Origin of the sequence: Thermococcus kodakarensis KOD1, assembly GCF_000009965.1 — an archaeon.
Classification (GTDB): domain Archaea; phylum Methanobacteriota_B; class Thermococci; order Thermococcales; family Thermococcaceae; genus Thermococcus; species Thermococcus kodakarensis.
Genome location: NC_006624.1, coordinates 2056526 through 2081545, shown reverse-complemented (window position 1 = coordinate 2081545; position 25020 = coordinate 2056526). Strand labels below are relative to the sequence as shown.

Genomic DNA, 25020 nt, shown 5'->3' with positions numbered 1-25020 from the left:
GAACCACCTCCAAAAATCAGGAGGAGTAGTGCCTCCTGCTCCAGAACTCCCTCTTCCTGTAGGGGTTCCAGTTCTTGAGCGGGCGGTAGTAGCCTATGATTCTGCTCCAGACCTCGACGTCCTCGCTCCCGCAGTGGGGGCAAGCCGTGTGGAGTCCCGTTGATGACCTCCCGCAGGCATTGCAGACCGTTACTGCAGGTGTGTAGCTCCAGTAGACCAGCTTCGTCCTCAGGAGCCTTTTGGTGAGCTTCGCCAGCGCCTCTGGGTCGGGCTCCTCTCCAAGGAAGATGTGCATCATGACTCCTCCCGTGAAGCTCCCCTGGACTTCTTCCTCGATCCTAATCCTGTCGGCCAGCTCAATCGGCCCGTAGTAGGGGGCGATGCTCGTTGAGTATATCGGGTTCTCGGGGTCGTCGAGGTAATCCCTCAGCTCCGGGAACTCGCGCAGGTCTTTAATGGCGAGCTTTGCCGCGGCGCTCTCTCCGGGGACTTCCTCAACGTTCCAGGGAATTCCGCTCTCCCTCATCCACTCCCTAGCTTTTTCGACTGCGAACTCCACCATCCTCTTCATCAGCTTCGCGGCCTTCATCCACTCGGCCCTTGAGCCCTCTTTCCACAGATCGGGCTCGTTGAGGTATACCGCCGCTGCCTCGGGAAGGCCGAGGATTCCGATGGTGTTGAAGTGGCTTGACGGGAACTCCTCAAGGTATGTGTGTATCATGCTGTACATCTCGCGGTAGTTCGTCAGCAGCTTCACGTACCTTTCCCTGAACCAGTCGGTAGTCTTTCTGACGGTTTCGAGGATTCTGGCGTACTCCTCCCAGAACCTATCGTCGTCCCCCGCCTTCAGCGCGAGCCTCGGCAGGTTAACCGTTGTGACGTTCACAGAACCGGTTACGTCTGGCATCGCCCAGAGGCCACCAAAGCGCTGTCTCTCAAGCATCTCCATCGCCTCCTCCTCGGCGCTCTTTGGGGAAGCGCTGAAGGCGAATGCGAACTCCCTCTTGTCTATGTTTATCCTGCAGCACATCGAGTAGCTCGCATCTGGGTCAACCACGTTCGTGTTGAGCCAGTAGAAGCTCCCCCTCTTCGCAGCCGTCGTGAAAACGGGCTCGAACACCTCGGGATCGTCCCAGAGCATCTTCGCGGTTCCCATTATCGTTGGTATCGGGAAGGTGAAGGGCTGGCCCTTAGCATCGCCCTCCCTGAGAACGTCAACCAGAGCCAGGAAGAACTCCTTTGCTTCCCTCTCGTAGCCCCCGAGCGGGCCAACCTCCTTCCCGTCGTAGACAGCCATATCGCCCGTGAGCATCTCCTTGGGAGCGTCGAGGGTCACGGTGAAGTTTGTAAAAGGCGTCTGCATCCCGACCCTGCTCGGGTAGTTGAGGTTGTAGACGAGCCTCTGAACGTGCTGGCGTATCTTCTCCCTGCTCAGACCGTCCTTTCTTATGAAGGGCCCCGCGTACCACTCGACGCTTGAGAGAGCCTGAGCGCCGCTGAAGTAGTGCTGCATGGTTATGAGGTAGTTCGCTATGTGGTCAACGTAGGTGTCGAAGTGCCTGGCTGGTCTAGAAGTTATCGTCGGAGTTCTCAGCCCCTTTTTGAGCAGCCTTGAGGTGCTGTGGCCAGAGCAGTAGGGTATGTACAGGCTGTAAGGGAGCTTGTGGATGTAGACCTCCCCCGAGAAGTGCGCCTTCCTCCCGTCCTCTGGAACCAAGGCCGTGCTCTCCTTCAGGGCCTCCTCCATGACGTAGGCGAAGAACCCCGTCGGACCTGGATAGCGGTTGGCGTTTTCGAGCACGTCCAGACTTTTCCAGCCAGCGTATTCTTGGATCACGTCCTTCTTCACTGCCTCCATTTTCAACACCTGGATAATTTATCCAAATAGGGTGAATGAGAAGGGAGTTAATAACGATTACCTTTGAACCGATGGTCACTGTTCCATAAATGTGGCAAGTTTTGGATAAATTATCCAAATTGGCCACCCAATTATTGACGTTCTTACAGGTCAAAACGTCAGGAGAACCCCACATCCAAATAAAATGCGTCAGAATTTTGACATTTATTCAAAAATACAAGAATTTTTCTAGCAAAATGCTCCGAATCTGGACGGCATACCTTTTTAACCCCTCAACCAAGATAAGGCCCGGTGATCAGAAATGAGTGAAATTAAACTCGAATGGAAAAAGGCCCTTGAAGAGAAGGACTGCGAGAAGCTCCTTGAGCTCTTTGACGATTATATCGACTCAATCGAGGACGAAGAGACCCTCAGAAAGGAGCTTGAACGTCTCAAAGAAGTTGCCCTCCAGTGCGAAGACCCCTACGACCTGGCCCATGAGATAGCCCATGTTTATTCCCACCTCGGCGATGTTGAGGCGGGAATTGAACTCTACAAGAAGCTCGTCGAGATGAAAAAGGACGATCCCGAAGAGTACGCGACGGCACTCTATTACCTCGCCGACGCCTACGAGCACTTTGGAATGCCTGAGAAAGCTATAGAGACCTACCAGAAGCTCCTTGAGCATGAAGAGAAAGTCCTGAAGAACGAGAAGGAGATAGCCCTGACCCTCGCCAACCTTGCGGTGAACTACGACGAGATAGGCGAGACCGAGAAGGCCATAGAGCTCATGGAGAAGGCCAGAGAGATATTCGAGAGGCTGAACGAGGAGAAGAACTACCTCATAAGCCTTCTCGATTTGGCCCACTTCAAGTACGAGCTGGGCGAATACGACGAAGCCGAGGCCCTGATAAAGGAAGTCCTCAGGAACCCTAGGGACGACGAAATAGAGATTAACGCCAAGCTCATTGAGGCCGAAATCTGGGCTGGGAGGGGAGACTACGATAAAGCCTTCAAGGCCCTGCGCGAGGCCCTCGTCAAAGCGATAGACGTGAGCGATGACATCTTCGGAATCGTCTTCGACACCTTGATAGACTTCATAAGTGGACTCTTTGAGGAAGGCTCCTACGAGGCCGTTGCAAAGAACATGGAGGCCTTTGCCGAGCTTTTCGAGGACGACACAGCATACTTCTTCAGGGCCATAGGGGAGCTCGCCAGGTGGAAGGCGGGAGACGACGAGGCCAAGAAGCGCTTTGATGAACTTTACGAGAAAGTCGAGAACGAAGAACTGAAAGAAATCCTCGACGAGTGGAAGAAGCCCAAGCTGGCTCTCGGTTTGAGTCTCTGACTTTTCTTTTCCAACCTTTACTCCCGGTGCGTTGAGATGGAAGTGAATATCATAAAGACCCGGATAAAGAGCATCTACACTCCCTCCAGGATACCAAGAGTTGACTGGACGGTCAACCAGTACGTCGGCTGCGCCTTCGCCTGCTCCTACTGCTACGCCAAGTTCCTCACGAAGTGGAAGGACTACGGTAAGTGGGGAAGCTGGGTTGAGGTTAAGGTCAACGCACCCGAGCTTGCAAGAAAGAGGGTGAAGGGAAGCGTCGTCATGTCAACGGTCAGCGACCCCTACCAGCCAATAGAGGCCAAGTTGAAGCTTACGAGGCGGGTTCTCCAGTACATGGACAAGAGGAACGAGCTCTCAATACTAACGAAGTCGCCGCTCGTCACCCGGGACATAGACCTTTTCAGGCTCTTTGACAGGATAGAGGTCGGACTGACAATAAACGGGTTTAGAGGGAGGGAGAAAAGGCTCTTTGAGCCCCTAACGCCAGTTCAGGAAGCCCGGATTAACGCCCTGAAGGAGCTTAAAGAAGCCGGCCTGAAAACCTACGTTTTCGTGAGCCCTATAATACCGGAAGTTACTGACATCTCTTCCATAGTGGAAGAAACACGGGACTTCGCCGACTACTACTTCTTCGAAGTCCTCAACCTCCGCGCTTCCGGCAGGGAGTTTCAAAGACTCCTTCAGGAGGGGTATCCGGAGATTTACGAAATCCTAACCGACGACGGAAAGTTCGGGAAGTTCGTAGAGAAGCTCAGGAGAGAAATCAAAGAGCTTGGAGTGAAAACCGAGGGAATAGAGACGCACAAGCGGGGTTGGGAGCTTGTTAAAGTTTGAAACAACATCAATTAATTCCCATTCCCACTCGGCCCAGCTTCAATCTTTGCATTCCTGACATCGCAGCCCGCCAACTGGAGGGAAGCAATGACCCTTCTGGCTTCTTCCTCGGTTATCCTACCCTCCTCAACGGCCTTTTCAAGGAGGTACAGAGTCGTAAAGCACTGGGCTGGGAGGAGTGGGTTCCTGGTCAGGGCGTAGCTCTGCTCCCTCTTGTACATGAAGTGCCAGTCGAGCTGGGCCAGAACTATAAACCCGACAATCGCCAAGGCGTAGGCTATACCCACGAACTCCCTGAATGAGAACCTCTCAGCTATCCATGGAACCGAATAGAGCTCCTTAACGAAAACGAAGAGTATCATGAAGCTGTTGGCGATGCTGAGGTAACTCGCCGCCCTCGTTATCTTCAGCTTCCACAAAACCAGCAGGTCCCTCGTCCGTACGAGCCTTCTGATGTCCATATTCCCACCCGAAGAAAATTGAAAACGGCTTAAAGCCCTTCAGTCGAGCATAGCGAGTATCTTGTCGACCTCGTTGGAGACCTCAACGTCGAAGAGGTGTATCGTCGGCAGGAGCCACCAGAGGCGGTACTGGTGGGTCTTGTCTTCCTCTCCAAAGTACTGGAAGACGAACCTTCCAAAGCCCGTCAGGTCTCTGTGGACGTCCCTTACCTCCCTTAAGACCCTTCTAACCTTCGGCGGGTACTCCTCGTAGGGAAGGGGAATGCTCTTGACGAAGACCCTGTCCTTGAAGAAGTCCGTCGTCAGGCCGACGCTTCCCACGTGCTTCTCGAGCTGGTTGAACTTCTTCTCGGTCCAGAAGCGGTGGAGTATGAGCCTCGGGTCTTCCTTTGCCAGCGGGAAGTTGCCGTCCTCTGTGTCGAGCCAGAACTCCAGGTAAGGCTGACCCTTCTCGATGACTATTCTCGCCAAGAGTCTCGCGTTCTTTGGTATCTCTTTCTGGGTCTCGCTGATGTGGTACTCCTTTCCTCCTTCCGTGTATGTCTCTCCCTCTTCCCTGGTGCCAGCCTTTGAGACGAAGTAGGCTTCCCTGCCGTCTATCGTCCCAAGGTGGAGGTCGTAGCCCCAGGCCTTGAGGTCCTTAAACTTGAACCTCCTCTCGGCCGGGACAACACCGGTGTTCTCGACTATGTAGTATCCCTCGAGCATTTTCATCACCAAAGGTTAGTAAAAATGTTGAGCTTTTAAAGGTTTTCGTTGTCCTCGATGATAAGCTCAATGATGGCCCTCTGCCCGGGATTTTTCAGGAGTTCGATGATACGCCTGTCCACATCTCTGGCGGCCTTGTTGGCCCTTATAGCGAGCGTTCTCGCATCTATGTAGGTGCTTTTTCTGACGACCATGGATACATCATGGTCAAGAATAAGCTCGGGACTCCCCCACGCAACGACCTCATCCACGAGGTCACCGACCTTTATCCTTATCAGGAGCTTTTTACCTTCCCTAAGTGCATTTTTGAACTCATCGTTGAGGTCGTTGATTGCTTTGTCTGCCCCAATGCATATTATGCAGTCTCCTCTCGGTGTCAGAAAGTCCTCTTTGGTGAATTCAAGGGTTGAGCGGTGCGTGGCTTTGACGTTCTCGTGCCCGTGGCAGTGGATTACTTCCCTCAACATGGTCTCACGTTCCCGGAGGCGGTTAATAACGTTTGCTTCTTTGAAGAACCAGCCGGACGGGAAAACCTTTAAAAGGACACTCCTGATTTTGGTTACGGCTGAAGATTATCCGAGAGGTGGTGAGAATGGGAAACATCAAGCAGACGTTCATTAAGAGGACTGCCCGTGAGCTCTTTGACAGGTACCCTGACAAGTTCACCAGGGACTTTGAGCACAACAAGAAGATGGTGGCCGAGCTCACCAACGTTACCAGCAAGACGATAAGGAACAGGATCGCCGGCTACATAACGAGGCTCGTAAGAATGAAGGAAGAGGGCAAAATACTCTAAAGTCTCTCTTTTTCAGCTTTCTCCTTTAACGACTTCCTAAAAGCTCTCTAGGTCTTCCAGTATCTTCTTTGGAAGTTTAGGTCTGAGCTCTTTCAGTAATCTCTCGAACTCCGCCTCGTTTTCCTGGGCAATCCTTCGCATAAGGTTCTCTATGTAAGTCTCAACAAGCAGGCGGACTTCCTCAAGCTCCTGCTTCATTCTCATGGCCTCATCAATGCGCCTCTGCACCTCATCGAGGAACTGAACCAGCTCGTCCACCTTAGTCTCAATTGGCTCCGTTGACTTTATCAGCTCCCTAGCCTGCTGGTACTCGGCCGTCGCCCTCGGTTTCTTCGGTTCGTATATGTCTGTGCCGAATGTGTATGGAGTGAGCAGTACCTCAAGCCTGAAGCCGCGCTTTATCGTGTAGTACTTTCTGGGTCTGCCCCTGGGTATCTTTTCTGTCCTCCCCTCGATCAGCCCTGCACTCTCGAGTATTCTAAGGTGCTCCAGCACCGCCTTCTGCCCAACGCCAAGCTCTTGACTCAGCTCGCTGACGAAGTATGGCCTCTTTGTGAGCAGGAGGAGTATTCTCCTCCTCGTCTCATTACCCAGGATATCGAGGAGTCTCCCAAGGTCTCGATTTGACTCCATAGCTCTCACCCCCTTTCCCTAACCCAAAGTTAGTAAAAAGTATTTAAACCTTTTTCGGTTTGAGCTGGTGGTAATGTCAAACACACATGGAGATAAAGGACAGATAGAAAAGGAAGAAAAGAACACTAACCCTGAAACAGCTCAGACTGGAGTAACGTGACCCCACTTCTCCAGGGCCCTCGCAAGCTCCTTGTGAGTCTTCGCGTACTCGTCGAGCGGTATTCCCTGCATTATGGCATCGATTGCCTGCCTGACTGCCCGTGCACCTGCGGCAGGCCCGTCCGGATGGCCGAGGGTTCCACCTCCGAGCTGGAGGACTATGTCGGTTCCGAGGGCCTCTATAACGGGCTGGATGTTGCCCGGATGTAATCCACCAGAGCTTGTCGGGAACGCGGCCTTTATGCTGTAGAACTTCTGCTCAAGGTGGAAGACGTCGTTTTCATCGGGCTTGTAGTGGCTCTCCCTGAGAATCCTGGCGTTCTGAATGACGTCCCACTTGCCGCCCTCAAGCTTGCCAGCTCCAGCGGTTCCAACGTGGAGCTGGTCAATGCCTATGAGCCTGTAAAGCTTCGCAAGAACGAACATCGAGATGCCGTGGTACGGGTTCCTCGTGAAGGCCGCGTGCATTGCCCTGTGGCCGTGGATGGCAAGCCCGTAATCGGCCGCGAGGTCCCTGATGTACCTTAGCGCTCCCCAGCCGGTTATAACAACATCAACCATCGCATGCTTGAGACCAAGGTCAGCAAGAACCTCAAGCCTCTGCTCCATTTCGAGGAGGTCAGCGGTTATGTTCGCGAACCATGTCTTCTTCTCACCCGTCTCGTTCTCTACCTTGTCAATTATCTTCGCCATTATCTCGGCCCTCTCCTCGAAGCGGTTGTACCACGGGCTCGTGAGGTTCTCGTCGTCCTTCATGTAGTCGGCACCGTTTGAGAGAAGGTCGTAGGCCAGCTTCTCGAACTCCTCCGGAGAATAACCGACCTTTGGCTTTGGAACGACACCATAGATAGGCCTGTCCTTAATCTCGAGCATCTTCCTTACGCCCTCGATACCGAAGGCCGGGCCGTCGAACTCCCTTATGAGCTTCTCCGGGAAGTAAAGATCCTCAAGGCGGAGCCCCTTTACGCGCTTCATTCCGAAAATGTTTCCGGCTATGCTCGCGAGAAGGCCCGGAAGGTTGGCCTCCTCAAAGGCGTGGAACGGGTAGGCTATTCTGACTATCCAGCTGCCGTCGCCCATGTCGTGGAAGTCGTAGGCCTTGGCCGAGAGGTCGGCCCATCTCTCCTGCTCGTACCAGGGATAGAGTGTCGTCCAGGTTCCAGTTGAGCTCTCAGCTGCCACGGCTCCAGCCGCCTGCTCGATAGTGTAGCCCTCTGCCGGCGTCACACGGAATACAGCTATGATGTCCCTCTTCTTGCTGGGCTCGTAGCCCTTGTCAACATAGTAGTCGTATATCGTATCAAACTTCTCAACCATGCCTTTCACCCCAGGTAAATTTAACGTTACATTGACACACATAAAAAGTTTTCTGGACAGATTTGGCCACCTAAGCACACAATTTTACAGAAAAGATATTGGACAGCGGAGCTTAATGAGAGTTTATTAGGCCAATCGGGGCGTTTTCATGTCTAAATCAGATGACGGTTAAAAACTCTCAGTTTTTGACCTTATAAGTCAATAAGTTTTCCCGGCCAAATTTCTAACTATCCCACCCAAAATCGCCAGAAAGCTGGCCCCATAACCGTCCTTTTCCGAAAGATTTATATAGGCCTTTGCTCCTAATTTAGAACGCAGAACTCTGCAGACAACCATAAAGGAGGTGTTGTGAATGGCCGAGCTTCCGATTGCCCCGGTTGACAGGCTTATAAGGAAGGCCGGTGCCGCCCGCGTCAGCGAGGAGGCCGCCAAGGTTCTCGCCGAGCACCTTGAGGAGAAGGCCCTGGAGATCGCCAAGAAGGCCGTCGCCCTCGCCCAGCACGCCGGCAGAAAGACCGTCAAGGCTGAGGACATCAAGCTTGCCATCAAGAGCTGATGGCGCTTTTTGCCTCTTTGCCTTTTCACAACCTTTCTGAAGCCTACCAGAACGTTATTCTCTCAACACCCACGTTTTCTCCGGAGAACTTGAGAACAGCAAAGCCTGGGGAATCCATCCTGGGAAACACCGGCGACCCCGGATTGAGCAGAATAACTTTTTTGCCATAAAGGGAGTGTATATCATAATAGTATCTATGAGTGTGACCGAAAACAAGAACGTCAACGTCCATCTCGAGGGCCTTGAGAGTTAGGAAGTGGGCGTTCAGAGAGAGCAGCTGATGGCCGTGGATCATGCCTATCTTTACGTCTTCGGCCTCGACGACCTCTTCCTCGGGAAGGTTAAGCCTGTCAACGTTTCCCCTGACGGCGAGTGTTGGGGCGATCTCCTCAAGCTTCTCAAGAAGCTCAGGGCTGGTTATGTCGCCTGCATGGAGAATAAGCTCTGGCTGGATTTTCATGAGGTGTTCAAATAAAAGAGTAGGGAGGTTTCTCGTCTTGTCCCCGTAGTGAGTGTCACTTACTACTGCCACCTTCAAGGGTATCCCTCATATCGGGACGTTTATGCCGAGCTTTTCAACGAGCTCCTTATAGCGGTTCCTGACGGTTACTTCGGTTACGTGAGCAACTTCAGCGACTTCCCTCTGCGTCTTCTTTTCGCCCTCAAGGAGAGCCGCTATGTAGAGAGCCGCCGCGGCGAGACCCGTTGGGCCCTTACCGCTGGTTATCCCGCGCTTTATAGCCTCGTTCAGGATTTCCTTGGCCCTCTTCTTAGTCCTGGCACTCACTCCAAGGGCGTCGCCAAAGCGGTCAACGTACTCTATTGGGCTGGTTGGCCTGAGGTTCAAACCTAACCCCCTGGCCATAAAGCGGTAGCTCCTCCCAATTTCCTTCTTTGAGACCTTGGATACCGATGCAATCTCGTCCAGCGTTCTTGGAATGCCCTCCATCCTGCAGGCGGCGTAGAGTGCGGCAGAGACCATACCCTCTATTGAACGGCCGCGGATGAGCTTCTTCATGACCGCCTTCCTGTAGAGGGAAGCGGCGACCTCCTTAAGGTGCCTCGGCAGGCGGAGCTGGGCGGCCATCCTGTCAAGCTCGCTGAGGGCGAATGCAAGGTTTCTCTCGGCGGCGTCGTTGATGCGCATCCTGCGCTGCCACATGCGGAGCCTTCTAAGCTTGTTCCTGTACATGCCGGTTATCTGGTTCCCGTGTATATCCTTGTCGCGCCAGTCTATATCCGTAGAAAGGCCTTTGTCGTGGATCATCAACGTCATGGGCGCCCCTGTTCTGGCGCGCTTTTCCCTCTGACCTGGCTCGAACGCCCTCCACTCCGGCCCCTCATCCACTACGTTCTCCTCAATTACGTAGCCGCACTTGGCACAGACTATCTCTCCCCTTCGCGGGTCGTATATAAATTCGGTCGAACCGCAAATAGGGCATACCCTCTTCGGGCTAATCCCTCTCACCCCCTTCTCCTGGGGGTGGGGCCGGAACGCTTGCCAGTCTTACCTTTTCTAGCCTTCTTTGGAGATCTGTTTTTACCGCTAGTCTTTCCTTTCTGGGGGGCCTTCTTGCCACCTTTTTCCCGCCTGCCAACGTAGAGAAGGGCACCAACGTACTTCTCGGGATCTTTAACCCGAGGCTTAACGGCGACATAGGGATAATTAACCGGACCAAAAACATCCTTGACTACTCCGACGGGCTTCAGTTCCTTGTCGACAACTGGGTCATTAAGCGACGGCACCCAGTTCGTCCTAACTATGAGAAAGCCCTGCTTCGCGTAGTGAGAAACAACTCCCAGGCGTTTCATAGCCCCACCCCAAAACCAGGTTTCCTTTTAAACTTTTCGCTTTTCCCCTTTATAAAGCTTTCGATAATCAGAGAAAGATTTTTAACAGAGAGTGCCGAATAGTAAGATTTGGGAAGGGTAAAATGAAGTGTCTTGTTGTTGGCCATGTTGTCAGGGACATAGTTAAAAAAGGCAACAAGGTTCTTGAAAGGCTCGGTGGCGGTGCTTATTATTCTGCACTCGCCCTTTCAAGATTCTGCGATGTTGAGATACTCACTTCTTTCTCAAATCTCCCAGAGGAGTGGATCAAAGAATTGGAGTCAATGGCGAAACTGCAGGTAGTTCCCTCTGAGACAACGACGACTTACGAACTAACGTACCTCGACGGCAACAGGAGGAGGCTAAAACTTCTAGAGAGGGCGTCTCCAATTGAAGAGCTTCCAGATGGAGAATACGATGTCCTCCTCATGAATCCCGTTGCAAGAGAAGTGCCCCCTGCCCTGGTTACCAGTGCTCTCAAAAAGTTCCCATTTGTTGCGGTTGACATACAGGGGTTTATCCGTTCCTCAAGTCCAGGAGAAATTCAGTACCAGCCCATCGACGGTTCATTCTTAAAGGGGGTAAAGATTCTTCACGCAGACCTTGGGGAATACCAATATCTGCAGGGGTTCTCCCCCGAATTCGTTGACGTTCTTCTCCTCTCCAACGGGCCAGAGCCGGGGAAGGCATTTCTGCACGGAAGGGAGTACACGTTTGAGCCAGTCCACGTGGGAGTGGACGAATCGACTGGGGCGGGAGATGTTTTTCTTGGAGCCTTTACTGGATTCTACTCACAGTGTCCCTTCGTGCAGGCCCTTAAACGAGCAGCCGCCTTTACGGCGCTGTTCCTCAAGAACAGGAGCGTTGATTTTTCCATGGATGACGTGAACGAGCTTGCGATGAAAGTCGAGGTGAAAAGGGTATAAACCCCCTCTTCCAACTCCCAACACCGATGATGAAACGTCAGCACGCTGAATGATGATGAGAAGGGACTTCCCTGAGGTGGTTTCAATGGACAGGTACGTTCTTCTGGTTAAGGCCCCGAGAGGGGCCGACTTATCTTCCTTTAGAGACGAAGCAAAGGCGCTGGCAGAGAAATACGGCTTTGAAGCAGAGACCCACAGGTGTATCGGCCTTACGGTCGATGCCGTGATAGTGTACAACAATGGAATCGTCCTGATAAAGCGGAAAAACGAGCCCTTCAAAGACCACTACGCCCTTCCAGGAGGCTTCGTCGAATACGGCGAGACCGTTGAGGAGGCCCTTCTGCGTGAGGTTAAGGAAGAGACGGGACTTGACGTGAAGCCAGTGAAGCTAGTGGGCGTTTATTCAAGGCCCGACAGGGACCCCAGAGGACACACGGTAACGGTTGCTTTCCTCTGCATCGGGGAGGGAGAGCTGAAGGCAGGCGACGACGCCAAGGAAGTCTTCGTGTTCCCGATAGAGGAAGCCCTGAACCTCCCACTGGCATTTGACCACGGGGAGATACTCAGGGACGCGCTCAGTCTGAGGTGAGAGCATGAGGCTCGAATACCCCGCTTTCGGGAAGATAATCGTTGATGGAGCCACCTACGAGCACGACATCGTCCTCTATCCAAGCGGAAAGGTCGAGCGCAGGAAGAAGAAAATAAGCAAGCAAAAACACGGGACGAGCCACAAGCTCGACCCCGAGGAACTGAAAGAATACCTAACCGAGGACTTTGACGTTCTCGTTGTGGGAACTGGGATGTACGGAAAGCTGTCACTCCTACCTGAGAGCAGAGAACTCATAAAAGGGAAAGAAGTCCTTGAACTCCCAACCAAAAAGGCCGTCGAAGTCTTCAACGAACTCTATGGAAAGAAAAAAGTGCTGGGAATATTCCACATCACCTGTTAAGGCTCCAGAGAAGGAGGGCATCTATTGCAGCCGTCAGGAGAAGGGCGATTGGATACGAGAGGTACCAAGAACCGGCTATGATGCCGACTACCACCGCGTTTAGGATCCACACTGCCAGGCTCTTCAAAATGCCGCCCTGAGGCAGGGCCAGGCCCTCTGTGCCGTGGTAGTACACATGGAGGGCGATGCCGCACGTTGCCAGCGGGACGAGGACGGCCATTGGAAGGTAGATCGGGGATGAAAAACCCTTAAGGGACAGGCCGAGCAGCGCCAAGACCCCCACCGCCGATGGAATCGCCGCCATAGTCAGGAGCTTGCCTCTGAGGAACCGACCCCGCTCAAGCGGAAGGGAAAGGAGGAGCTCGAAAGACTTCACCTCTATTTTGGTGAGGGTTTCCACGGACACCGCAGAGACCCAGCCGAGCGCCGCCACGAAAGTTATGGTTGCGAGCCTGCCCCCGAACGCCCCGATATCTGGATTCGAAAAAATTCCCGCCACGTTTATGATGGGGATAACTATGGGCACCAGCAGGCCCGTAAGGACGGGTGTGTTCCTCAGCGCGGTCTTGAAATCCTTCACCATCAGAGCCAGCTCAGGCGGATACACCCCGAGTCCGCCCGCTCTCCTCCTTCTTCCACTTGTGTAAGAACCCTCGCTTATCCTCACCCAGAGGCGGGAGATAAGGACATAGTAGGCAACCCCCAGGATAGCGATGTAGATTCCAGCGAGCGGTGCCGAAAACGACGGCCTGTCCACGGAAAGTACGGAGAGCGGGTAGATAAACTCGTAACCGCCGAGGGACTCCTTGATGGAGGTGTAGTTCTGGAGGACGTAATCCTGGAAGTAGCTGAAGCCGTAGAAGAGGCCGAATATTAGGATGACTCCCAGTGCCTTAGCCAGACTCTTGAGGTCCGCGAACCTTCCGGAGGAGGTCTTCCCAAAGGAGTAGTAAACGAGCAGCCCAAAAACGTGGCCGAGCATCAGGCCTACGGCAGACCAAAGGAGTACTAACAACCCGGATGTAGCCGAAACGACCATCCCAATCCTGACGGCCCCTGGAACCATGAAAGCCATCACTGGGAGCGATTCGAGGAGCAGGAGAACGCTCATATACCTCCCGCCGAGTTTAATCGGGAGCGGAAGGAGGGGCTTGAAAAGGTCGAGCGAAGCTATGTAACTAGAATTCGTAACCGTGGCATAGAAAGCTATTATGAACGGCAGGATGGCGTACGTGGAGGCCATCACAAGCACTGCATCACGCTCTCCTTTGAGCGAAGGGAAGAGCATCAGGCCGAAAACGGCATACATAGCTGTCTGAAACAGGAGCGTCTTTTTCAGGTCTCCGGAAGAGCCGAGACCGAGGGAAATCTTGCCCGCCGAACGCGGGTTGTCCTTCATCCTCCTGTAAACGACCTCGCGGTAGAGGACTTCAAGGACTTTCATCAGAACGCCTCCCTTAGGGCTTTTACTATGCCCTCCACCTCGCTCTTGCCCTCGGTGAGCTTCAGGAATACCTCTTCAAGGCTCTCCTCCTTTGTGAATTCCTTAAGCTCCTTTGGAGTCCCCTCGGCGACGATCTCGCCGCGGTAGATGATCCCTATCCTGTCGCAGAGCGCCTCCGCGACCTCTAATACATGGGTCGAGAAGAGTATGCTCCTCCCCCGTTTCTTGAAGTCAAGGAGTAGCTCCTTCAGAATCCTTGCGCTCTTTGGGTCGAGCCCGTTTACAGCCTCATCGAGAACGAGAACCTCAGGATCGTGGAGGAGGGCGGAGATTATCGAAACCTTCTGCTTCGTACCAAAGCTGAGCGTCCCTATTAGCTCCCCGAGGAAGGAATCTATCCCAAAGGCCCTGGAGAGCTTTTCAACCCTCTCTTCAAGCTCCTCCTTGGGAACTCGTCTTATGCTTCCGACGAATGAGAAGAACTCCATTGGAGTGAGGCTTTCGTAAAGTGCTGGAGTCTCAGGGATGTATCCTGCGATTTCCTTAACTTTGAGAGGATTAGCAGAAACGTCAATTCCATTTACCGTTACCTTTCCCGACGTGGGCGGTATTATTCCAGCCACTATCTTCATCGTCGTCGATTTACCGCTCCCGTTAGGTCCAAGAAGGCCGTATATCTCGCCATCGTTCACGGAGAAGCTTATTCCCCTCACTGCTGTCGTCGGTCCGAAGCTCTTAACAAGGTCTTCTATGATTATCATAAACAACCACCCAACGTAAAAAGGAGAAGAAGATTATAAATATTTTCATGAATTGGCAACTGTACTACCAAGAACTGCCTTTCGGCTCTAAGTGTGCACTCCTTACCTCTAGAACTCCCGAATAACTGCACTCGTTCCACTTCTTCTCGACCTCGTCAAAGACAACCCTTGCCCTAAAGAACGGCGCGTCCCTCACGAAGGTCTCAAACTCACCGCCTTCCCCAGCAACGTGGACCTTGTACTTTTCGTTGAGCTTTATCAGCTCTTCCAGGGCCTTCTCATCTATCCTTCTTCCGAGCCAGTTCTGGTCAAGACCGTAAGCCGCTGTTCCGACTATGACCACGTCAAAGATGCCTATGATCTCCCTCATGTAGTCCACAGGGTCTCTGTGCCATGCGGGGGCAAAACTCTCTATTCCAAGCTCTTTGGCGACCCTATCTACTCTCTGCTTCTGGTACTCGCTCGCCAAAGCGCCTACAACGACTCCATCAATCTTCAGCCCCTCAAGGACGGCCTTCATGTCCTCGACTTCCTTCTCCTTCTCTCCGGAGGTGAAACCCTTGACGAGGGGAATCCCTATTGCCCTTGCCTGAAGTTCAGTGAGGTGTATGTTTGGGACGTGGTACATGTAGCTCTCGTCGCTCTCGCTCACCATTGAGACGAGGTACTTCACCTCAAACCCCTGCTTCAGCGCCCAGTAGAGGGCGTAGTTCGAGTCTTTCCCGCCTGAGTAGAGGACCGCAACGCGCATTTTGCTCACCCGAAAATTTTTAAATACTAAGGGTTAATTTAATCTCGAGCGTTTGAGTCCTTCTGACGGCTCTTGGAGAGGGCCGTTAAAAAGGTGATGGCCATGGTTCCAGAGAGGGCAGTAATCCTAGCGGCTGGCCTCGGGACAAGGATGGGTAGAAAGCCCAAGGGACTTGTCAGAGTAGCCGGGAGGGAGATTCTGTACAGGACAATAAGGCTGCTCCAGGAAAACGGTGTTAAAAAGTTCATTGTGGTCACCAACGAGAGGTACGCACCCCTTTATCAGGAGTTCATAGAGAGGCACGGCTTTGACGCTGAAATCATCATAAACCCCGAGCCGGAGAAGGGCAACGGCCATTCCCTTCACCTTGCCAAGGAGAAAGTCTCAGGGAAGTTCGCACTGACAATGAGCGACCATGTCTATTCCAGGGACTTCATCGAGAGGGCAGTAAGAGGGCGAGGACTAATAGCGGACAGGGAGCCGAGATGGGTTGATATTGGGGAGGCAACGAAAGTTCAGGTAAAGGACGAAAAGGTCTGGAAAATCGGGAAAAGGCTCAAGGAATGGGATGCAATTGATACTGGGTTCTTCGTCCTCGATGATGAGATTTTCAAGGTTACAGAGATCCTCGAAAATGAGAAGAACGGCGACTACTCCCTGAGCGAGGTTATGGAACGGGCAAAGGTTTCAGTGACCTTCGTTGACGGACTCGGCTGGACGGACGTTGACACCCCCGAAGAGATCAAGAGGGCAAGGAGGATGCTCGTCAGAACCGCAGTAAAGGGAACGGGGGACGGGTTCGTCAGCAGACACCTGAACAGGAGGATTTCAACGAGGGTCAGTGAACTGCTGGTAGAGAAAGTTACGCCGAACCAGATGACGGTTGTAACGTTCTTACTCGGCATTATCTCGGCGTTGACGACACTGGTAAGCCTTCCGCTGGCGGGAATACTCTACCAGCTCAGCTCAATCCTTGACGGCATTGATGGAGAGCTCGCAAGGGCACAGTTGAGGACAAGTAAGCTCGGCGGCTACGTTGATTCAATCCTCGACCGCTACGTTGACGGAAGCTTCCTGGCACTGCTGGCCTATGCGACGATAAACGAGCCAATCTGGTACTTCGTGGCACTGCTAGCCCTCCTCGGCTCGGTGATGGTCAGCTACTCAACGGAGAGATTCAGGGGAGCCTTCTGCAGGGACGCCTACAAGGAGGTACCGGCCCTCAGAAAACTGCCCGGAAAAAGGGACGAGAGAGTATTCCTGACGATGCTCTTCCTGCTGTATCAGATTGCGGCCTCGATAAAGGCACTCTTCCTGACCCTTGCCGTACTGACGAACTTTAGGGTTGCACTAACCCTGTATTTCGTCGTCAAGAAAGTTTCACATCCGAAAACTATTTAACTACTGTAAAATATCTTACAGCACTAAAGGAGGTGAAGGAAGATGGTGAGGGTTGTCATACTCGGACAGGGATACGTTGCCAGCATCTTCGCGAGCGGGCTTGAGAAGATAAAGGCAGGGAAGATGGAGCCCTACGGAGTCCCGCTGGCAGATGAGCTTCCGATTAAGATAAAGGACATCGAGATCGTGGGTTCATACGACGTTGACTCCAACAAGGTTGGAAAGGACCTCTATGAAGTCGTTAAGAGCTACGACCCCGATGCCCCGGAGAGCCTCAGGGGAATAACCATAAGGAAGGGCGTCCACCTCGGAAGCCTCAGGAACCTTCCGCTCACCCCTACCGGCCTCGACGACGAGATGACGCTTAAGGAGGCTGTTGACCACCTCGTTAACGAGTGGAAGGAGCTTAAGCCTGATGTTTTCGTGAACGTCTGCACAACAGAGGCATTCGTCCCGTTCGAGAGCAGGGAGGAGCTTGAGAAGGCCATCGAGGAGAACAACAAGGAGAGGCTCACAGCGACACAGTTCTACGTGTATGCAGCCGCCAAGTATGCCAAGGAAGTCGGTGGAGCGGCCTTCGTCAATGCCATTCCAACCCTCATAGCGAACGACCCGGTCTTCGTTGAGCTTGCGAAGGAGAGCAACCTAGTTATCTTCGGTGACGACGGTGCAACAGGTGCAACACCGCTTACCGCAGACATTCTCAGCCACCTCGCCCAGAGGAACCGCTACGTCCTCGACATAGCCCAGTTCAACATAGGTGGAAACCAGGACTTCCTGGCTTTAACCGATGAGGAGAGGAACAGAAGCAAGGAGTTCACCAAGAGCTCGGTCGTTGAGGACCTGCTCGGCTACAACGCCCCGCACTACATCAAGCCGACCGGCTTCCTCGAACCGCTCGGCGACAAGAAGTTCATAGCCATGCACATCGAGTACGTCAGCTTCAACGGTGCCCACGACGAGCTCGTCATCACCGGCAGGATAAACGACAGCCCTGCCCTCGCTGGCCTGCTCGTTGACCTCGTCAGGCTCGGAAAGATAGCTATCGAGAAGAAGGAGTTCGGAACCGTCTACGAGGTCAACGCCTTCTACATGAAGAACCCCGGACCTAAGGAGGCCAGGAACATACCGAGGATAATCGCCCACGAGAAGATGAGGATGTGGGCCGGGCTGAAGCCCAGGTGGCTCTGAGGGCTTTTTCTCCCTTTCGGCAACTTTTTTAATAACTTCCTCCCACTTCTTCTGGAGGGAAACCAATGAGCTGGAAGAGGGGAGCTTATCCCGAGTTTACTCTTGAAGACGTCATTGCAACGATTTTTCTTCTGAGGGAACCGATTGGGAGAAAGGCAATCGCCGAAACTCTCGACATCGGCGAAGGCAGCGTCAGGACTCTACTCAAAAAGCTCAACTGGATTGATGTCATAGATTCGGCCCAGCGTGGGCACTTTCTAAGCAAAACAGGGAAAAAACTCCTTGAGAGGCTTAAGGGGCTATTCTCGGAGGCACACTTCGTTGGGAAAGTCGATGGAATGCCCGCCTATGCTATCGTCGTTAAAAACCCGCCTCAGTTCAAGAGCATCGAGCTGAGGGACGAGGCAATAAGGTTCTTCGCAAAGGGGGCCATGATACTGATCGTTAAAAACGGAGAACCTGTCTTCCCCGAGGACGAGAGGCCGCTGAGAGATACAATGGAAGAACTTGCAATGAACATTGAGGAAGTCCTGAACTTCTCAGATGGAGACCTAATCGTCGTGACATGGGCAGAAAACCCGTCAGATGCCATGAAGAGCGCCTATCACGTTGCCCTGACCTTAAAGAATGACGAAATCCCCGAAGAACTCAAGTCTCTCGTGAGGTGAGGAGATGGAGGAGAGCAGGCTCATTCTGGCGCTCGACGTTTATGATAGGGAGAGGGCACTTGAGATAGCGGAGTGCACAGCAGATTACCTCTGGGCAATTAAGGTAAACTGGCCCCTCATCATCGGTTCCGGATTGAAGATAATCACCGAGCTCAAGCAGGTCACAGGGCTTCCGATAATAGCCGACCTCAAACTCGCTGATATCCCCAACACGAACAGACTGATAGCGAGTAAAGTATTCGAGGCTGGGGCAGACTACATAATTGCCCACGGCTTCGTAGGCAGGGACAGCGTTGAGGCCGTTATGGAGCTTGGAAAAACGATCATCGTTGTCGAGATGAGCCATCCCGGAGCTAAAGAGTTCATTCAGCCCGTCACCGACAAGCTGATCGAACTTGCAAACGAGCTGGAACCCTTCGGCGTAATAGCTCCTGCGACCAGGCCGGAGCGGGTCTCGTACATCCGTTCAAGGCTCGAGAGGGGGATAAGGATTTTGACTCCCGGAGTGGGTGCCCAGGGTGGGAAAGCCAGTGATGCCATCAAGGCCGGTGCTGACTACGTGATAGTCGGGCGCTCGATCTACGGCAGTAATAACCCGCGCGAGGCAGCAAGGAGACTCTATGAGGAAATTCTGGAGGTGGTTTGATGGAGTTGAAAGTCAAACACCCCCTCAGCAAGAAGGAAATAAAGGAGATAATCCGCGAGATGAGCGAGATCTTCGGCGAGGAGATAGCGAAGAAAATGCTGAACAAGAAGGACAGGGTGGAAGTGGCTGAGTTCGACAAGACCACCGAAATTCTCCTCGTGAACGGGAAGCCCTTCTTCATAAGGAGAAAGGAGCTTGTTTTTCCCCTCGTCATAGCGCTCTACGAGCTCTCTAACGAAGAAGACCTGAGGAAGTGGCCGAGGAGGGTCGTTGTGGATGAGGGCGCAGTTCCATACATCCTGAACGGTGCCGACGTTATGGCGGCTGGCATAGTTGACGCAGACGAGAACATCAACGAGGGCGACTTCGTCTTCGTGGTCGAGGAGAACTACGGAAGGCCCCTGGCGATAGGGATAGCCCTCATGGACGGCAGGAAGATGAAGGAGAAGCCAAAGGGCAAGGCCGTGAAGAACATCCACCACGCGAAGGATAAAATCTGGCAGGTCACGGTGGGATGAAATGGAAGAGAAGCGGAAGAAGATCAGGGTCCTAGTTGGGGGAGTCTTTGACATCCTCCACGTCGGCCACATCCATTTTTTGAAGCAGGCCAAGGAGCTTGGTGACGAGCTGGTCGTTATAGTTGCACACGACGAGACCGTGAGGATGCAGAAGAGGAGAGAGCCCATAAACCCAGCAGAAGACAGGGCCGAACTTCTAAGGGCGATAAGGTATGTGGATGAAGTTTACATAGGAACGCCCGGGACGATAGACATGGAGCTAGTGAAGAGAATAGACCCTGACGTCATAGCAATCGGCCCAGACCAGTTCTTCAACTGTGAAAAGCTGAAGGAGGAACTGAGAAAGCACGGGATAAACGCCGAAGTGATACGGATACCCTACCTCTACAAGAGCGACAGGGCGAAGACGAGCAAAATAATCCAAAGGATTGTGGAAACCTTCTGTGAATGATTGAACTCCCTGATTTCAGCAGTTTAGTGATTTTCAGGGTTTGATTTTAAAGAGTTTTATTAAACCTCTAAATTGAAGCGTCTGATTAGAGCTTAAACCTGCTCAGATAATCGCGAAGGAATTCGGGGTCTTCCCTTTTGACCGCGCTCATTAGCTCCTCGAACTTCTTCTCGCCGAGGGCCCGCTTGAGGTAGTAGTACAGGTTGACCGCATCCTCGACTATTATGCTCTGTCTCCTCCCCTCCTCACCGTAGAGCTCGATGAGCTTTCTGTTCATATCTTTGGTGATGTAGAGAGTCTTCTGCATTTTATCCTTCTTCAAATCGGTGGTTTTCTCTTTCTTGGGCTTAGAAGGGCGGGTCAACTCGTTTATTGAGCCGTCAAAAAGCCTCGGGAGTTTATCCTTCGACAATTTCAACCACCTCTTTGGCAAGCTTTTGGAAGGCCTTAGAAGCCCTACCGTTCGGCTCAAACTCAAATATGCTCTTACCCTCACTCTGGGCCTTTTCTAGGGCTATGGCCTTTGGTATCGTGGTCAGTATTGGAGCGTCTGGATAGGCCTCCTTCAGCTCCTTGAGGCGCATCTTCGGGACTTTTGTTTGCTTGGTAAACTTATTGGGAACGAGGCCGAGGAGCTTGAGGTTCTCGTTGGTCTCCTCCCTGATCATTCTCATCAGGTTGAACATGAGCTGCATGCCGATTACTCCGAAGTAGCTAAGCTCGAGCGGTATCAGAACGTAGTCCGACGCGGTGAGAGAATTCACGAGGAATATTCCCATGCTGGGCGGGTTGTCAATGAGGACGTAGTCGTAGTCTGGGAGTACCGGGATAAGGGCCTTTTCAAGTCGTCTCTCACGGTTGTAGGCGTTTATTATCTCGATCTCCTTGGCCGATAGGTTCAAATGGCTTGGAATGAGATCAAGGTTCTCCTTGACAGGGACAATGGTCTCCTCAATCTCGCTTTCCCTTGTCATCAGCGTTCCAACGTTCCTGCTGGAGTGCTCAAGAACCTTCATCCCGATTAGACCAAAGGTGAGGTTGAACTGGGGGTCAACGTCAACCAGGAGAACCCTCTTGCCCATCTCGGAAAGGGCGAAGCCGAGGTTCATCGTGAGCGTTGTCTTGCCCACTCCCCCCTTCTGATTGGCAACGCTGATTACGACTGCCATCGGTTTCACCCTAAAAGGAATAAAAGTCAGCTGAGATCGTCGAAATCGGCCAGGAGCTTGTTTATGTATCCCCTCATGTCACTTCCCGGCTTTTCGTCGGACTTGCGAGATATCACCTTGTATATCTTGTCCTCAAAGGAGTTGAATCCTGCTTTTGGCTCAGCTGGGAGCAGGGACTCCTTCACTGGGAGCTGGAGGGCTGTTTCACCGCCGAGGATGTGCGGGCTCTTGACGCCGGTCATTATGACCATGGCGCGGACCATCTTACCCATGTCCTCGTCTATCCTGGCACCCCACTTGATTTCGCTCTTTTCGCCAAGCTTCTCATAGACGATGTTCATGGCCTCGTTGATTTCACCGAGGCTGACGTCGGGACCAACTGTGAAGTGGACGAGTGCCTTCTCTCCACTGCCGTACTCCACGTCGAGGAGCTTGTTCTGGAGAGCGTTCTTGACGGCGTCAACGGCCCTGTTGCTTGAGTCGCTTTCACCGATACCTATGAGGGCAGCACCGCCGTTGTGCATTATGCTGTAAACGTCGGCGAAGTCTATGTTCACCATGGACGGGAGCTTTATAGTTTCGGTTATGCCCTTGACCATCCTGGCTATAATCTCATCCGCAAAGCGGAATGCCGCGTTGATCGGAAGCTTGGGGACGAGCTGGAGGAGCTTGTCGTTCTCAATTATTACGACTGTGTCCGAATAGTACAGGAGGGCCTTTATTCCAGCTTTGGCTTTCTCTTCCCTGATCTTTCCTTCGTTCTTAAACGGGTAGGTAACAACGCTTATGACGAGAGGCTCTCTAAAGCGGCCGTTGTGGCGGGCGCGCTCCTTTATAACCCTGGCAACGACGGGAGCGGCACCTGTACCAGTTCCGTTACCCATTCCGGCCGTTATGAATACCAGGTCAGCGTCCCCAATTGTCTCGGCTATCTCATGTGCACTCGCCTCTGCGGCACGGTATCCAACTTCTGGATCGCCGCCAGAACCCTTTCCCTGGGTCAGATCCTTTCCAAGGAGGAGTTTCTTGTGAGCTTTGGCGTGCTTGAGGGCCTGCGCGTCTGTGTTCATGGCAATAAGCTCGGCACCCTGAACACCGAGATCGTAAAGCCTTGTTATAGTGTTGTTTCCAGAGCCACCGACGCCCACTATAACTATCCTTATTTCGTTCTCATCGTCGTCATCGAACTGAGGTGCAGTTTGAACTTTTTTTGGCTCATCGTCCAGGTCTATTTTTATCCCCGCCTGCTCGAGCAGTTTAAACACCATTTTCCAACCCCCTCTCCCATCGGAGATTCCAACATTATTTTATCACTAATTTTAGCACTTATTTGATGATGTAGTCCGGCGTTGAGCGTTCTTCAGTCTCCAGGCGGTACAGTTCCTTTTTCAGAAGTTCGCGGATGGCCTCACGAATGACCTCACTCCTGTTCGGATAAACGCCTTTTTTGACGAGCTGATCCATGGCGTTTATTAGCCCCTGCGGGAGCTGGACGCTGATGATCCTCATTCTGCTCATCCCTGCACCACCCAGTTCACCAGGCCGCTGAATTAGTTAATGATTTAAGTAGTTAAATACTTTGTGGCTTAATTTTAATATTTTGATATTATGATTTTCAAAAATTTTTTGAAGAACTCTTTTAAGGCCCATTTCTGAACGATGAGACAGGTGATTGAGGGTGATCCCCGTAACCAAAAGCATACATATAGCGAGAGTCGATGTACACAATGTTGATGATATACTCGGTTACTTAGGTTCGAATGTGCAACTAGTTAGCGTTGAGTGCTGGAGAGCGGTGGCCTTCGCGGCAGTACTCGCTGAGAGGGCAGTAAAAAGGGGCACCCCCCACGCAAAAACTCTTGGGGGGGAGCTGCTCCTCCGCTTGGCTGGAACCCACCAGATAAGGGAAGCAATAAAAGAGGTAGGAGCCAAAAACGGCCCCAACTACCTCGTAGTGTTTGGGGACAACTCGGAGGCAGAAGAGATTCTAAGAAGCCTTGGTCTCGAAGAGATCGAAATCAAGGACTGTTCCGATGAGGAAGTGAAAAGATTCTTTGAAAAAAGCGCCTTAGTCGAAGTTTTATAGGGGTTTTTACAACATTTTTGGCGATTCTATTGGATAGGTTTATATAACTGCCTTTATCATTCCCGAACTGCCCGGGGGGAACATCGATGAGGTATAAGAAGAGAAAGTACTTCATGGCCGGCAGGATAAACATCCTCCAGAGGTCGAAGATAAGGGAGCTTTTTGAGAAGGCTTCCAAGATGGAAAACGTCATCTCACTCGGCATCGGCGAGCCAGATTTTGACACGCCCGAGGTCATAAAAGAAGCCGCCAAGAGGGCGATTGATGAAGGCTACACTCATTACACCCCCAACGCAGGCATCCCTGAGTTTAGGGAGGCCATCGCCGAGTACTATAAGGAGTTCTACAACGTTGATGTTGATATGAACAACATAATAGTCACCGCGGGTGCGTACGAGGCTACTTACCTCGCCTTCGAGAGCATCCTGGAACAGGGCGACGACGTGATAATCCCCGACCCGGCCTTTGTCTGCTACGTCGAAGATGCCAAAATAGCCGAGGCAGGGATAATCCGCATCCCGCTCAGGGAGGAGAACAAGTTCCGCATTGACCCTGACGAGCTCCTTGAGGCGATAACAAAGAGGACAAGAATGATAGTCATGAACTACCCAAACAACCCGACGGGAGCTATAATGAAGAAGGACGTTGCGAAGGCTATAGCCGATATAGCCCAGGACTACAACATCTACATCCTCAGCGACGAGCCCTATGAACACTTCCTCTACGAGGGAGCCAGACACCACCCAATGATAAAGTACGCCCCGGACAACACGATACTCGCCAACAGCTTCTCGAAGACCTTCGCCATGACGGGCTGGCGCCTCGGCTTCGCCATAGCGCCTGAGCAGGTCATCCGCGATATGATAAAGCTCCACGCTTATGTCATCGGCAACGTTACGTCCTTCATCCAGATAGCGGGCATAACGGCCCTGCGCGACAAGAGGAGCTGGGAAGCCGTCGAAAGGATGAGGCAGGTGTACGACGAGAGGAGAAAGCTCGTCCTCAAGTACCTCAACGATATGCCGCACATAACACCTTTCAGACCGAAGGGAGCTTTCTACATCTGGGCCAAGATTGATCCGGAGCTCGATATGACCAGCGAAGACTTCGCCGAGTGGCTCCTTGAGAACGCTGGAGTTGTGGTTATCCCTGGAACTGCCTTTGGAAGGCAGGGCGAGGGCTGGATAAGGATAAGCTACGCCACAGAGAAGGAAAAGCTCATAGAGGCCATGGAGAGAATGAAAGAGGCCCTCTCGAAGCTGTGAGGTGGTTCCATGGAAAACCTGCTTGCCGTCTTCGTTTCTATTTTTCTGGCGGAGCTCGGGGATAAGACCCAGCTCGCGACAATAGCCTTCGCCTCAAAGTACGGGTGGAAAACCGCCTTTCTGGGGGCTATCCTGGGGTTAGCGACCGTTAATCTGATAGGTGCCCTTATTGGGGATAAAATTGGAGATGTTCTACCGATTGAAGTTATTCACAAAGGCGCTGGCGTTCTGTTCATAGTCTTTGGCATCTTAATGCTGCTTGGAAAAATGTGAGGGGGGATATAATTGGCGGATAAAAGGTGGAAAACGGT

The 25020-nt window shown here is 52.5% G+C and carries 32 protein-coding genes; 16 read left to right on the top strand and 16 right to left on the bottom strand.

Annotated features, from left to right (window positions below; genetic code table 11):
- Positions 1 to 16 precede the first annotated feature (16 nt).
- Complete coding sequence (locus TK_RS11575; protein ID WP_048053791.1) at positions 17 to 1858, bottom strand: anaerobic ribonucleoside triphosphate reductase; 1842 nt, start codon at positions 1856 to 1858, stop codon at positions 17 to 19.
- Between the two features lie 301 nt (positions 1859 to 2159).
- Between TK_RS11575 and TK_RS11570 the strand changes: the two genes are divergently transcribed.
- On the top strand, positions 2160 to 3185 hold the full coding sequence (locus TK_RS11570) for a tetratricopeptide repeat protein (protein ID WP_011251247.1): 1026 nt from the start codon (positions 2160 to 2162) through the stop codon (positions 3183 to 3185).
- Positions 3186 to 3221: 36 nt separating this feature from the next.
- Entirely contained in the window at positions 3222 to 4022 is an 801-nt protein-coding gene (locus TK_RS11565) for an SPL family radical SAM protein (RefSeq protein WP_011251246.1), read from the top strand.
- Positions 4023 to 4033: 11 nt separating this feature from the next.
- Here TK_RS11565 and TK_RS11560 read toward each other — a convergent pair whose 3' ends face one another.
- The 3 genes from TK_RS11560 to TK_RS11550 are packed head-to-tail and all read right to left on the bottom strand — an operon-like array spanning position 4034 to position 5658.
- Complete coding sequence (locus TK_RS11560; protein ID WP_011251245.1) at positions 4034 to 4483, bottom strand: hypothetical protein; 450 nt, start codon at positions 4481 to 4483, stop codon at positions 4034 to 4036.
- Between the two features lie 39 nt (positions 4484 to 4522).
- Positions 4523 to 5191: a TIGR00703 family protein gene (locus tag TK_RS11555; protein ID WP_011251244.1), complete on the bottom strand. Its 669-nt coding sequence runs from the start codon at positions 5189 to 5191 to the stop codon at positions 4523 to 4525.
- A 35-nt stretch (positions 5192 to 5226) separates the two neighbouring features.
- Entirely contained in the window at positions 5227 to 5658 is a 432-nt protein-coding gene (locus tag TK_RS11550; protein WP_011251243.1) for a DUF371 domain-containing protein, read from the bottom strand.
- A gap of 125 nt (positions 5659 to 5783) precedes the next feature.
- Here TK_RS11550 and TK_RS11545 point away from each other — a divergent pair, with 125 nt between their 5' ends.
- Positions 5784 to 5987, top strand: a complete 204-nt coding sequence (locus TK_RS11545) for a 30S ribosomal protein S17e (protein WP_011251242.1) — start codon at positions 5784 to 5786, stop codon at positions 5985 to 5987.
- A 36-nt stretch (positions 5988 to 6023) separates the two neighbouring features.
- Here the strand turns inward: TK_RS11545 and TK_RS11540 are convergent, their stop codons facing one another.
- Both TK_RS11540 and rbcL read right to left on the bottom strand, forming a co-directional pair.
- Positions 6024 to 6620 carry an ArsR/SmtB family transcription factor gene (locus TK_RS11540; RefSeq protein WP_011251241.1) on the bottom strand — a complete coding sequence of 199 codons (597 nt, stop codon included), beginning with the start codon at positions 6618 to 6620 and terminating at the stop codon, positions 6024 to 6026.
- A gap of 141 nt (positions 6621 to 6761) precedes the next feature.
- On the bottom strand, positions 6762 to 8096 hold the full coding sequence (gene rbcL / locus TK_RS11535) for a type III ribulose-bisphosphate carboxylase (RefSeq protein WP_011251240.1): 1335 nt from the start codon (positions 8094 to 8096) through the stop codon (positions 6762 to 6764).
- A gap of 352 nt (positions 8097 to 8448) precedes the next feature.
- Here rbcL and hpkB point away from each other — a divergent pair, with 352 nt between their 5' ends.
- Positions 8449 to 8652 (top strand): archaeal histone HpkB, encoded by a 204-nt coding sequence (hpkB, locus tag TK_RS11530; RefSeq protein WP_011251239.1) that lies wholly within the window; start codon positions 8449 to 8451, stop codon positions 8650 to 8652.
- 43 nt (positions 8653 to 8695) lie between these two features.
- Here hpkB and TK_RS11525 read toward each other — a convergent pair whose 3' ends face one another.
- Genes TK_RS11525 through TK_RS11515 form a run of 3 tightly spaced genes read right to left on the bottom strand, consistent with a single transcriptional unit; the run spans position 8696 to position 10464 of the window.
- Complete coding sequence (locus TK_RS11525; RefSeq protein WP_011251238.1) at positions 8696 to 9190, bottom strand: metallophosphoesterase; 495 nt, start codon at positions 9188 to 9190, stop codon at positions 8696 to 8698.
- A 9-nt stretch (positions 9191 to 9199) separates the two neighbouring features.
- Entirely contained in the window at positions 9200 to 10111 is a 912-nt protein-coding gene (locus TK_RS11520; protein ID WP_048053897.1) for a transcription initiation factor IIB, read from the bottom strand.
- Positions 10112 to 10116: 5 nt separating this feature from the next.
- Positions 10117 to 10464 (bottom strand): Gar1/Naf1 family protein, encoded by a 348-nt coding sequence (locus TK_RS11515; RefSeq protein WP_011251236.1) that lies wholly within the window; start codon positions 10462 to 10464, stop codon positions 10117 to 10119.
- A gap of 122 nt (positions 10465 to 10586) precedes the next feature.
- Here TK_RS11515 and TK_RS11510 point away from each other — a divergent pair, with 122 nt between their 5' ends.
- From TK_RS11510 to TK_RS11500, 3 genes are all read left to right on the top strand, one after another.
- Positions 10587 to 11408: a carbohydrate kinase gene (locus tag TK_RS11510; protein WP_011251235.1), complete on the top strand. Its 822-nt coding sequence runs from the start codon at positions 10587 to 10589 to the stop codon at positions 11406 to 11408.
- An 85-nt stretch (positions 11409 to 11493) separates the two neighbouring features.
- Complete coding sequence (locus TK_RS11505) at positions 11494 to 11997, top strand: NUDIX domain-containing protein (RefSeq protein ID WP_011251234.1); 504 nt, start codon at positions 11494 to 11496, stop codon at positions 11995 to 11997.
- 4 nt (positions 11998 to 12001) lie between these two features.
- A complete protein-coding gene (locus TK_RS11500; RefSeq protein WP_011251233.1) occupies positions 12002 to 12358 on the top strand; it encodes an Mth938-like domain-containing protein in 357 nt (118 codons plus the stop codon).
- Here TK_RS11500 and TK_RS11495 read toward each other — a convergent pair.
- From TK_RS11495 to TK_RS11485, 3 genes are all read right to left on the bottom strand, one after another.
- Positions 12348 to 13802 carry a hypothetical protein gene (locus TK_RS11495; RefSeq protein WP_011251232.1) on the bottom strand — a complete coding sequence of 485 codons (1455 nt, stop codon included), beginning with the start codon at positions 13800 to 13802 and terminating at the stop codon, positions 12348 to 12350. The two genes, TK_RS11500 and TK_RS11495, sit on opposite strands and share 11 nt — an antisense overlap.
- Positions 13802 to 14563, bottom strand: coding sequence for an ABC transporter ATP-binding protein (locus TK_RS11490; protein ID WP_011251231.1), 762 nt, complete (start codon positions 14561 to 14563; stop codon positions 13802 to 13804). The genes TK_RS11495 and TK_RS11490 overlap by 1 nt, the downstream gene beginning before the upstream one ends.
- A gap of 64 nt (positions 14564 to 14627) precedes the next feature.
- A complete protein-coding gene (locus TK_RS11485; RefSeq protein ID WP_011251230.1) occupies positions 14628 to 15314 on the bottom strand; it encodes a TIGR00289 family protein in 687 nt (228 codons plus the stop codon).
- A gap of 102 nt (positions 15315 to 15416) precedes the next feature.
- Here TK_RS11485 and TK_RS11480 point away from each other — a divergent pair, with 102 nt between their 5' ends.
- The 6 genes from TK_RS11480 (at position 15417) to TK_RS11455 (ending at position 20189) form a co-directional block, all read left to right on the top strand.
- Positions 15417 to 16715, top strand: coding sequence for a bifunctional L-myo-inositol-1-phosphate cytidylyltransferase/CDP-L-myo-inositol myo-inositolphosphotransferase (locus TK_RS11480; RefSeq protein ID WP_011251229.1), 1299 nt, complete (start codon positions 15417 to 15419; stop codon positions 16713 to 16715).
- Positions 16716 to 16757: 42 nt separating this feature from the next.
- Positions 16758 to 17906, top strand: coding sequence for an inositol-3-phosphate synthase (locus tag TK_RS11475; RefSeq protein ID WP_011251228.1), 1149 nt, complete (start codon positions 16758 to 16760; stop codon positions 17904 to 17906).
- Between the two features lie 65 nt (positions 17907 to 17971).
- Positions 17972 to 18574 carry a DUF4443 domain-containing protein gene (locus tag TK_RS11470; protein WP_011251227.1) on the top strand — a complete coding sequence of 201 codons (603 nt, stop codon included), beginning with the start codon at positions 17972 to 17974 and terminating at the stop codon, positions 18572 to 18574.
- 4 nt (positions 18575 to 18578) lie between these two features.
- Positions 18579 to 19220, top strand: coding sequence for an orotidine-5'-phosphate decarboxylase (gene pyrF / locus TK_RS11465; protein WP_011251226.1), 642 nt, complete (start codon positions 18579 to 18581; stop codon positions 19218 to 19220).
- On the top strand, positions 19220 to 19738 hold the full coding sequence (locus TK_RS11460; protein ID WP_011251225.1) for an RNA-binding protein: 519 nt from the start codon (positions 19220 to 19222) through the stop codon (positions 19736 to 19738). The genes pyrF and TK_RS11460 overlap by 1 nt, the downstream gene beginning before the upstream one ends.
- Position 19739: 1 nt before the next feature.
- Positions 19740 to 20189, top strand: a complete 450-nt coding sequence (locus TK_RS11455; RefSeq protein ID WP_011251224.1) for an adenylyltransferase/cytidyltransferase family protein — start codon at positions 19740 to 19742, stop codon at positions 20187 to 20189.
- Between the two features lie 85 nt (positions 20190 to 20274).
- Here TK_RS11455 and TK_RS11450 read toward each other — a convergent pair whose 3' ends face one another.
- Genes TK_RS11450 through TK_RS11435 form a run of 4 tightly spaced genes read right to left on the bottom strand, consistent with a single transcriptional unit; the run spans position 20275 to position 22876 of the window.
- Positions 20275 to 20601, bottom strand: a complete 327-nt coding sequence (locus TK_RS11450; protein WP_011251223.1) for a hypothetical protein — start codon at positions 20599 to 20601, stop codon at positions 20275 to 20277.
- Complete coding sequence (locus tag TK_RS11445) at positions 20588 to 21358, bottom strand: ParA family protein (protein ID WP_011251222.1); 771 nt, start codon at positions 21356 to 21358, stop codon at positions 20588 to 20590. Before TK_RS11445 ends, TK_RS11450 begins: the two co-directional genes overlap by 14 nt.
- Before the next feature lie 26 nt (positions 21359 to 21384).
- Positions 21385 to 22626, bottom strand: coding sequence for a cell division protein FtsZ (gene ftsZ / locus TK_RS11440; RefSeq protein ID WP_011251221.1), 1242 nt, complete (start codon positions 22624 to 22626; stop codon positions 21385 to 21387).
- Between the two features lie 58 nt (positions 22627 to 22684).
- Positions 22685 to 22876, bottom strand: coding sequence for a ribbon-helix-helix domain-containing protein (locus TK_RS11435; RefSeq protein ID WP_011251220.1), 192 nt, complete (start codon positions 22874 to 22876; stop codon positions 22685 to 22687).
- Positions 22877 to 23036: 160 nt separating this feature from the next.
- Between TK_RS11435 and cgi121 the strand changes: the two genes are divergently transcribed.
- From cgi121 to TK_RS11420, 3 genes are all read left to right on the top strand, one after another.
- Positions 23037 to 23444, top strand: coding sequence for a KEOPS complex subunit Cgi121 (gene cgi121, locus TK_RS11430; RefSeq protein WP_011251219.1), 408 nt, complete (start codon positions 23037 to 23039; stop codon positions 23442 to 23444).
- 86 nt (positions 23445 to 23530) lie between these two features.
- Positions 23531 to 24709, top strand: coding sequence for a pyridoxal phosphate-dependent aminotransferase (locus TK_RS11425; RefSeq protein WP_011251218.1), 1179 nt, complete (start codon positions 23531 to 23533; stop codon positions 24707 to 24709).
- 9 nt (positions 24710 to 24718) lie between these two features.
- The gene (locus TK_RS11420; protein ID WP_011251217.1) at positions 24719 to 24982 is read left to right on the top strand and encodes a TMEM165/GDT1 family protein; all 264 of its coding nucleotides are present in this window, start codon (positions 24719 to 24721) and stop codon (positions 24980 to 24982) included.
- The last annotated feature ends 38 nt before the right edge of the window (positions 24983 to 25020 follow it).

Coding starts and splice junctions, on each gene's coding strand:
- TK_RS11575 (WP_048053791.1), bottom strand. CDS start 1,858: ATGGAGGCAGTGAAGAAGGACGTGATCCAAGAATACGCTGGCTGGAAA.
- TK_RS11570 (WP_011251247.1), top strand. CDS start 2,160: ATGAGTGAAATTAAACTCGAATGGAAAAAGGCCCTTGAAGAGAAGGAC.
- TK_RS11565 (WP_011251246.1), top strand. CDS start 3,222: ATGGAAGTGAATATCATAAAGACCCGGATAAAGAGCATCTACACTCCC.
- TK_RS11560 (WP_011251245.1), bottom strand. CDS start 4,483: ATGGACATCAGAAGGCTCGTACGGACGAGGGACCTGCTGGTTTTGTGG.
- TK_RS11555 (WP_011251244.1), bottom strand. CDS start 5,191: ATGCTCGAGGGATACTACATAGTCGAGAACACCGGTGTTGTCCCGGCC.
- TK_RS11550 (WP_011251243.1), bottom strand. CDS start 5,658: ATGTTGAGGGAAGTAATCCACTGCCACGGGCACGAGAACGTCAAAGCC.
- TK_RS11545 (WP_011251242.1), top strand. CDS start 5,784: ATGGGAAACATCAAGCAGACGTTCATTAAGAGGACTGCCCGTGAGCTC.
- TK_RS11540 (WP_011251241.1), bottom strand. CDS start 6,620: ATGGAGTCAAATCGAGACCTTGGGAGACTCCTCGATATCCTGGGTAAT.
- rbcL (WP_011251240.1), bottom strand. CDS start 8,096: ATGGTTGAGAAGTTTGATACGATATACGACTACTATGTTGACAAGGGC.
- hpkB (WP_011251239.1), top strand. CDS start 8,449: ATGGCCGAGCTTCCGATTGCCCCGGTTGACAGGCTTATAAGGAAGGCC.
- TK_RS11515 (WP_011251236.1), bottom strand. CDS start 10,464: ATGAAACGCCTGGGAGTTGTTTCTCACTACGCGAAGCAGGGCTTTCTC.
- TK_RS11510 (WP_011251235.1), top strand. CDS start 10,587: ATGAAGTGTCTTGTTGTTGGCCATGTTGTCAGGGACATAGTTAAAAAA.
- TK_RS11505 (WP_011251234.1), top strand. CDS start 11,494: ATGGACAGGTACGTTCTTCTGGTTAAGGCCCCGAGAGGGGCCGACTTA.
- TK_RS11500 (WP_011251233.1), top strand. CDS start 12,002: ATGAGGCTCGAATACCCCGCTTTCGGGAAGATAATCGTTGATGGAGCC.
- TK_RS11495 (WP_011251232.1), bottom strand. CDS start 13,802: ATGAAAGTCCTTGAAGTCCTCTACCGCGAGGTCGTTTACAGGAGGATG.
- TK_RS11490 (WP_011251231.1), bottom strand. CDS start 14,563: ATGATAATCATAGAAGACCTTGTTAAGAGCTTCGGACCGACGACAGCA.
- TK_RS11485 (WP_011251230.1), bottom strand. CDS start 15,314: ATGCGCGTTGCGGTCCTCTACTCAGGCGGGAAAGACTCGAACTACGCC.
- TK_RS11480 (WP_011251229.1), top strand. CDS start 15,417: ATGGTTCCAGAGAGGGCAGTAATCCTAGCGGCTGGCCTCGGGACAAGG.
- TK_RS11475 (WP_011251228.1), top strand. CDS start 16,758: ATGGTGAGGGTTGTCATACTCGGACAGGGATACGTTGCCAGCATCTTC.
- TK_RS11470 (WP_011251227.1), top strand. CDS start 17,972: ATGAGCTGGAAGAGGGGAGCTTATCCCGAGTTTACTCTTGAAGACGTC.
- pyrF (WP_011251226.1), top strand. CDS start 18,579: ATGGAGGAGAGCAGGCTCATTCTGGCGCTCGACGTTTATGATAGGGAG.
- TK_RS11460 (WP_011251225.1), top strand. CDS start 19,220: ATGGAGTTGAAAGTCAAACACCCCCTCAGCAAGAAGGAAATAAAGGAG.
- TK_RS11455 (WP_011251224.1), top strand. CDS start 19,740: ATGGAAGAGAAGCGGAAGAAGATCAGGGTCCTAGTTGGGGGAGTCTTT.
- TK_RS11445 (WP_011251222.1), bottom strand. CDS start 21,358: ATGGCAGTCGTAATCAGCGTTGCCAATCAGAAGGGGGGAGTGGGCAAG.
- ftsZ (WP_011251221.1), bottom strand. CDS start 22,626: ATGGTGTTTAAACTGCTCGAGCAGGCGGGGATAAAAATAGACCTGGAC.
- TK_RS11435 (WP_011251220.1), bottom strand. CDS start 22,876: ATGAGCAGAATGAGGATCATCAGCGTCCAGCTCCCGCAGGGGCTAATA.
- TK_RS11425 (WP_011251218.1), top strand. CDS start 23,531: ATGAGGTATAAGAAGAGAAAGTACTTCATGGCCGGCAGGATAAACATC.
- TK_RS11420 (WP_011251217.1), top strand. CDS start 24,719: ATGGAAAACCTGCTTGCCGTCTTCGTTTCTATTTTTCTGGCGGAGCTC.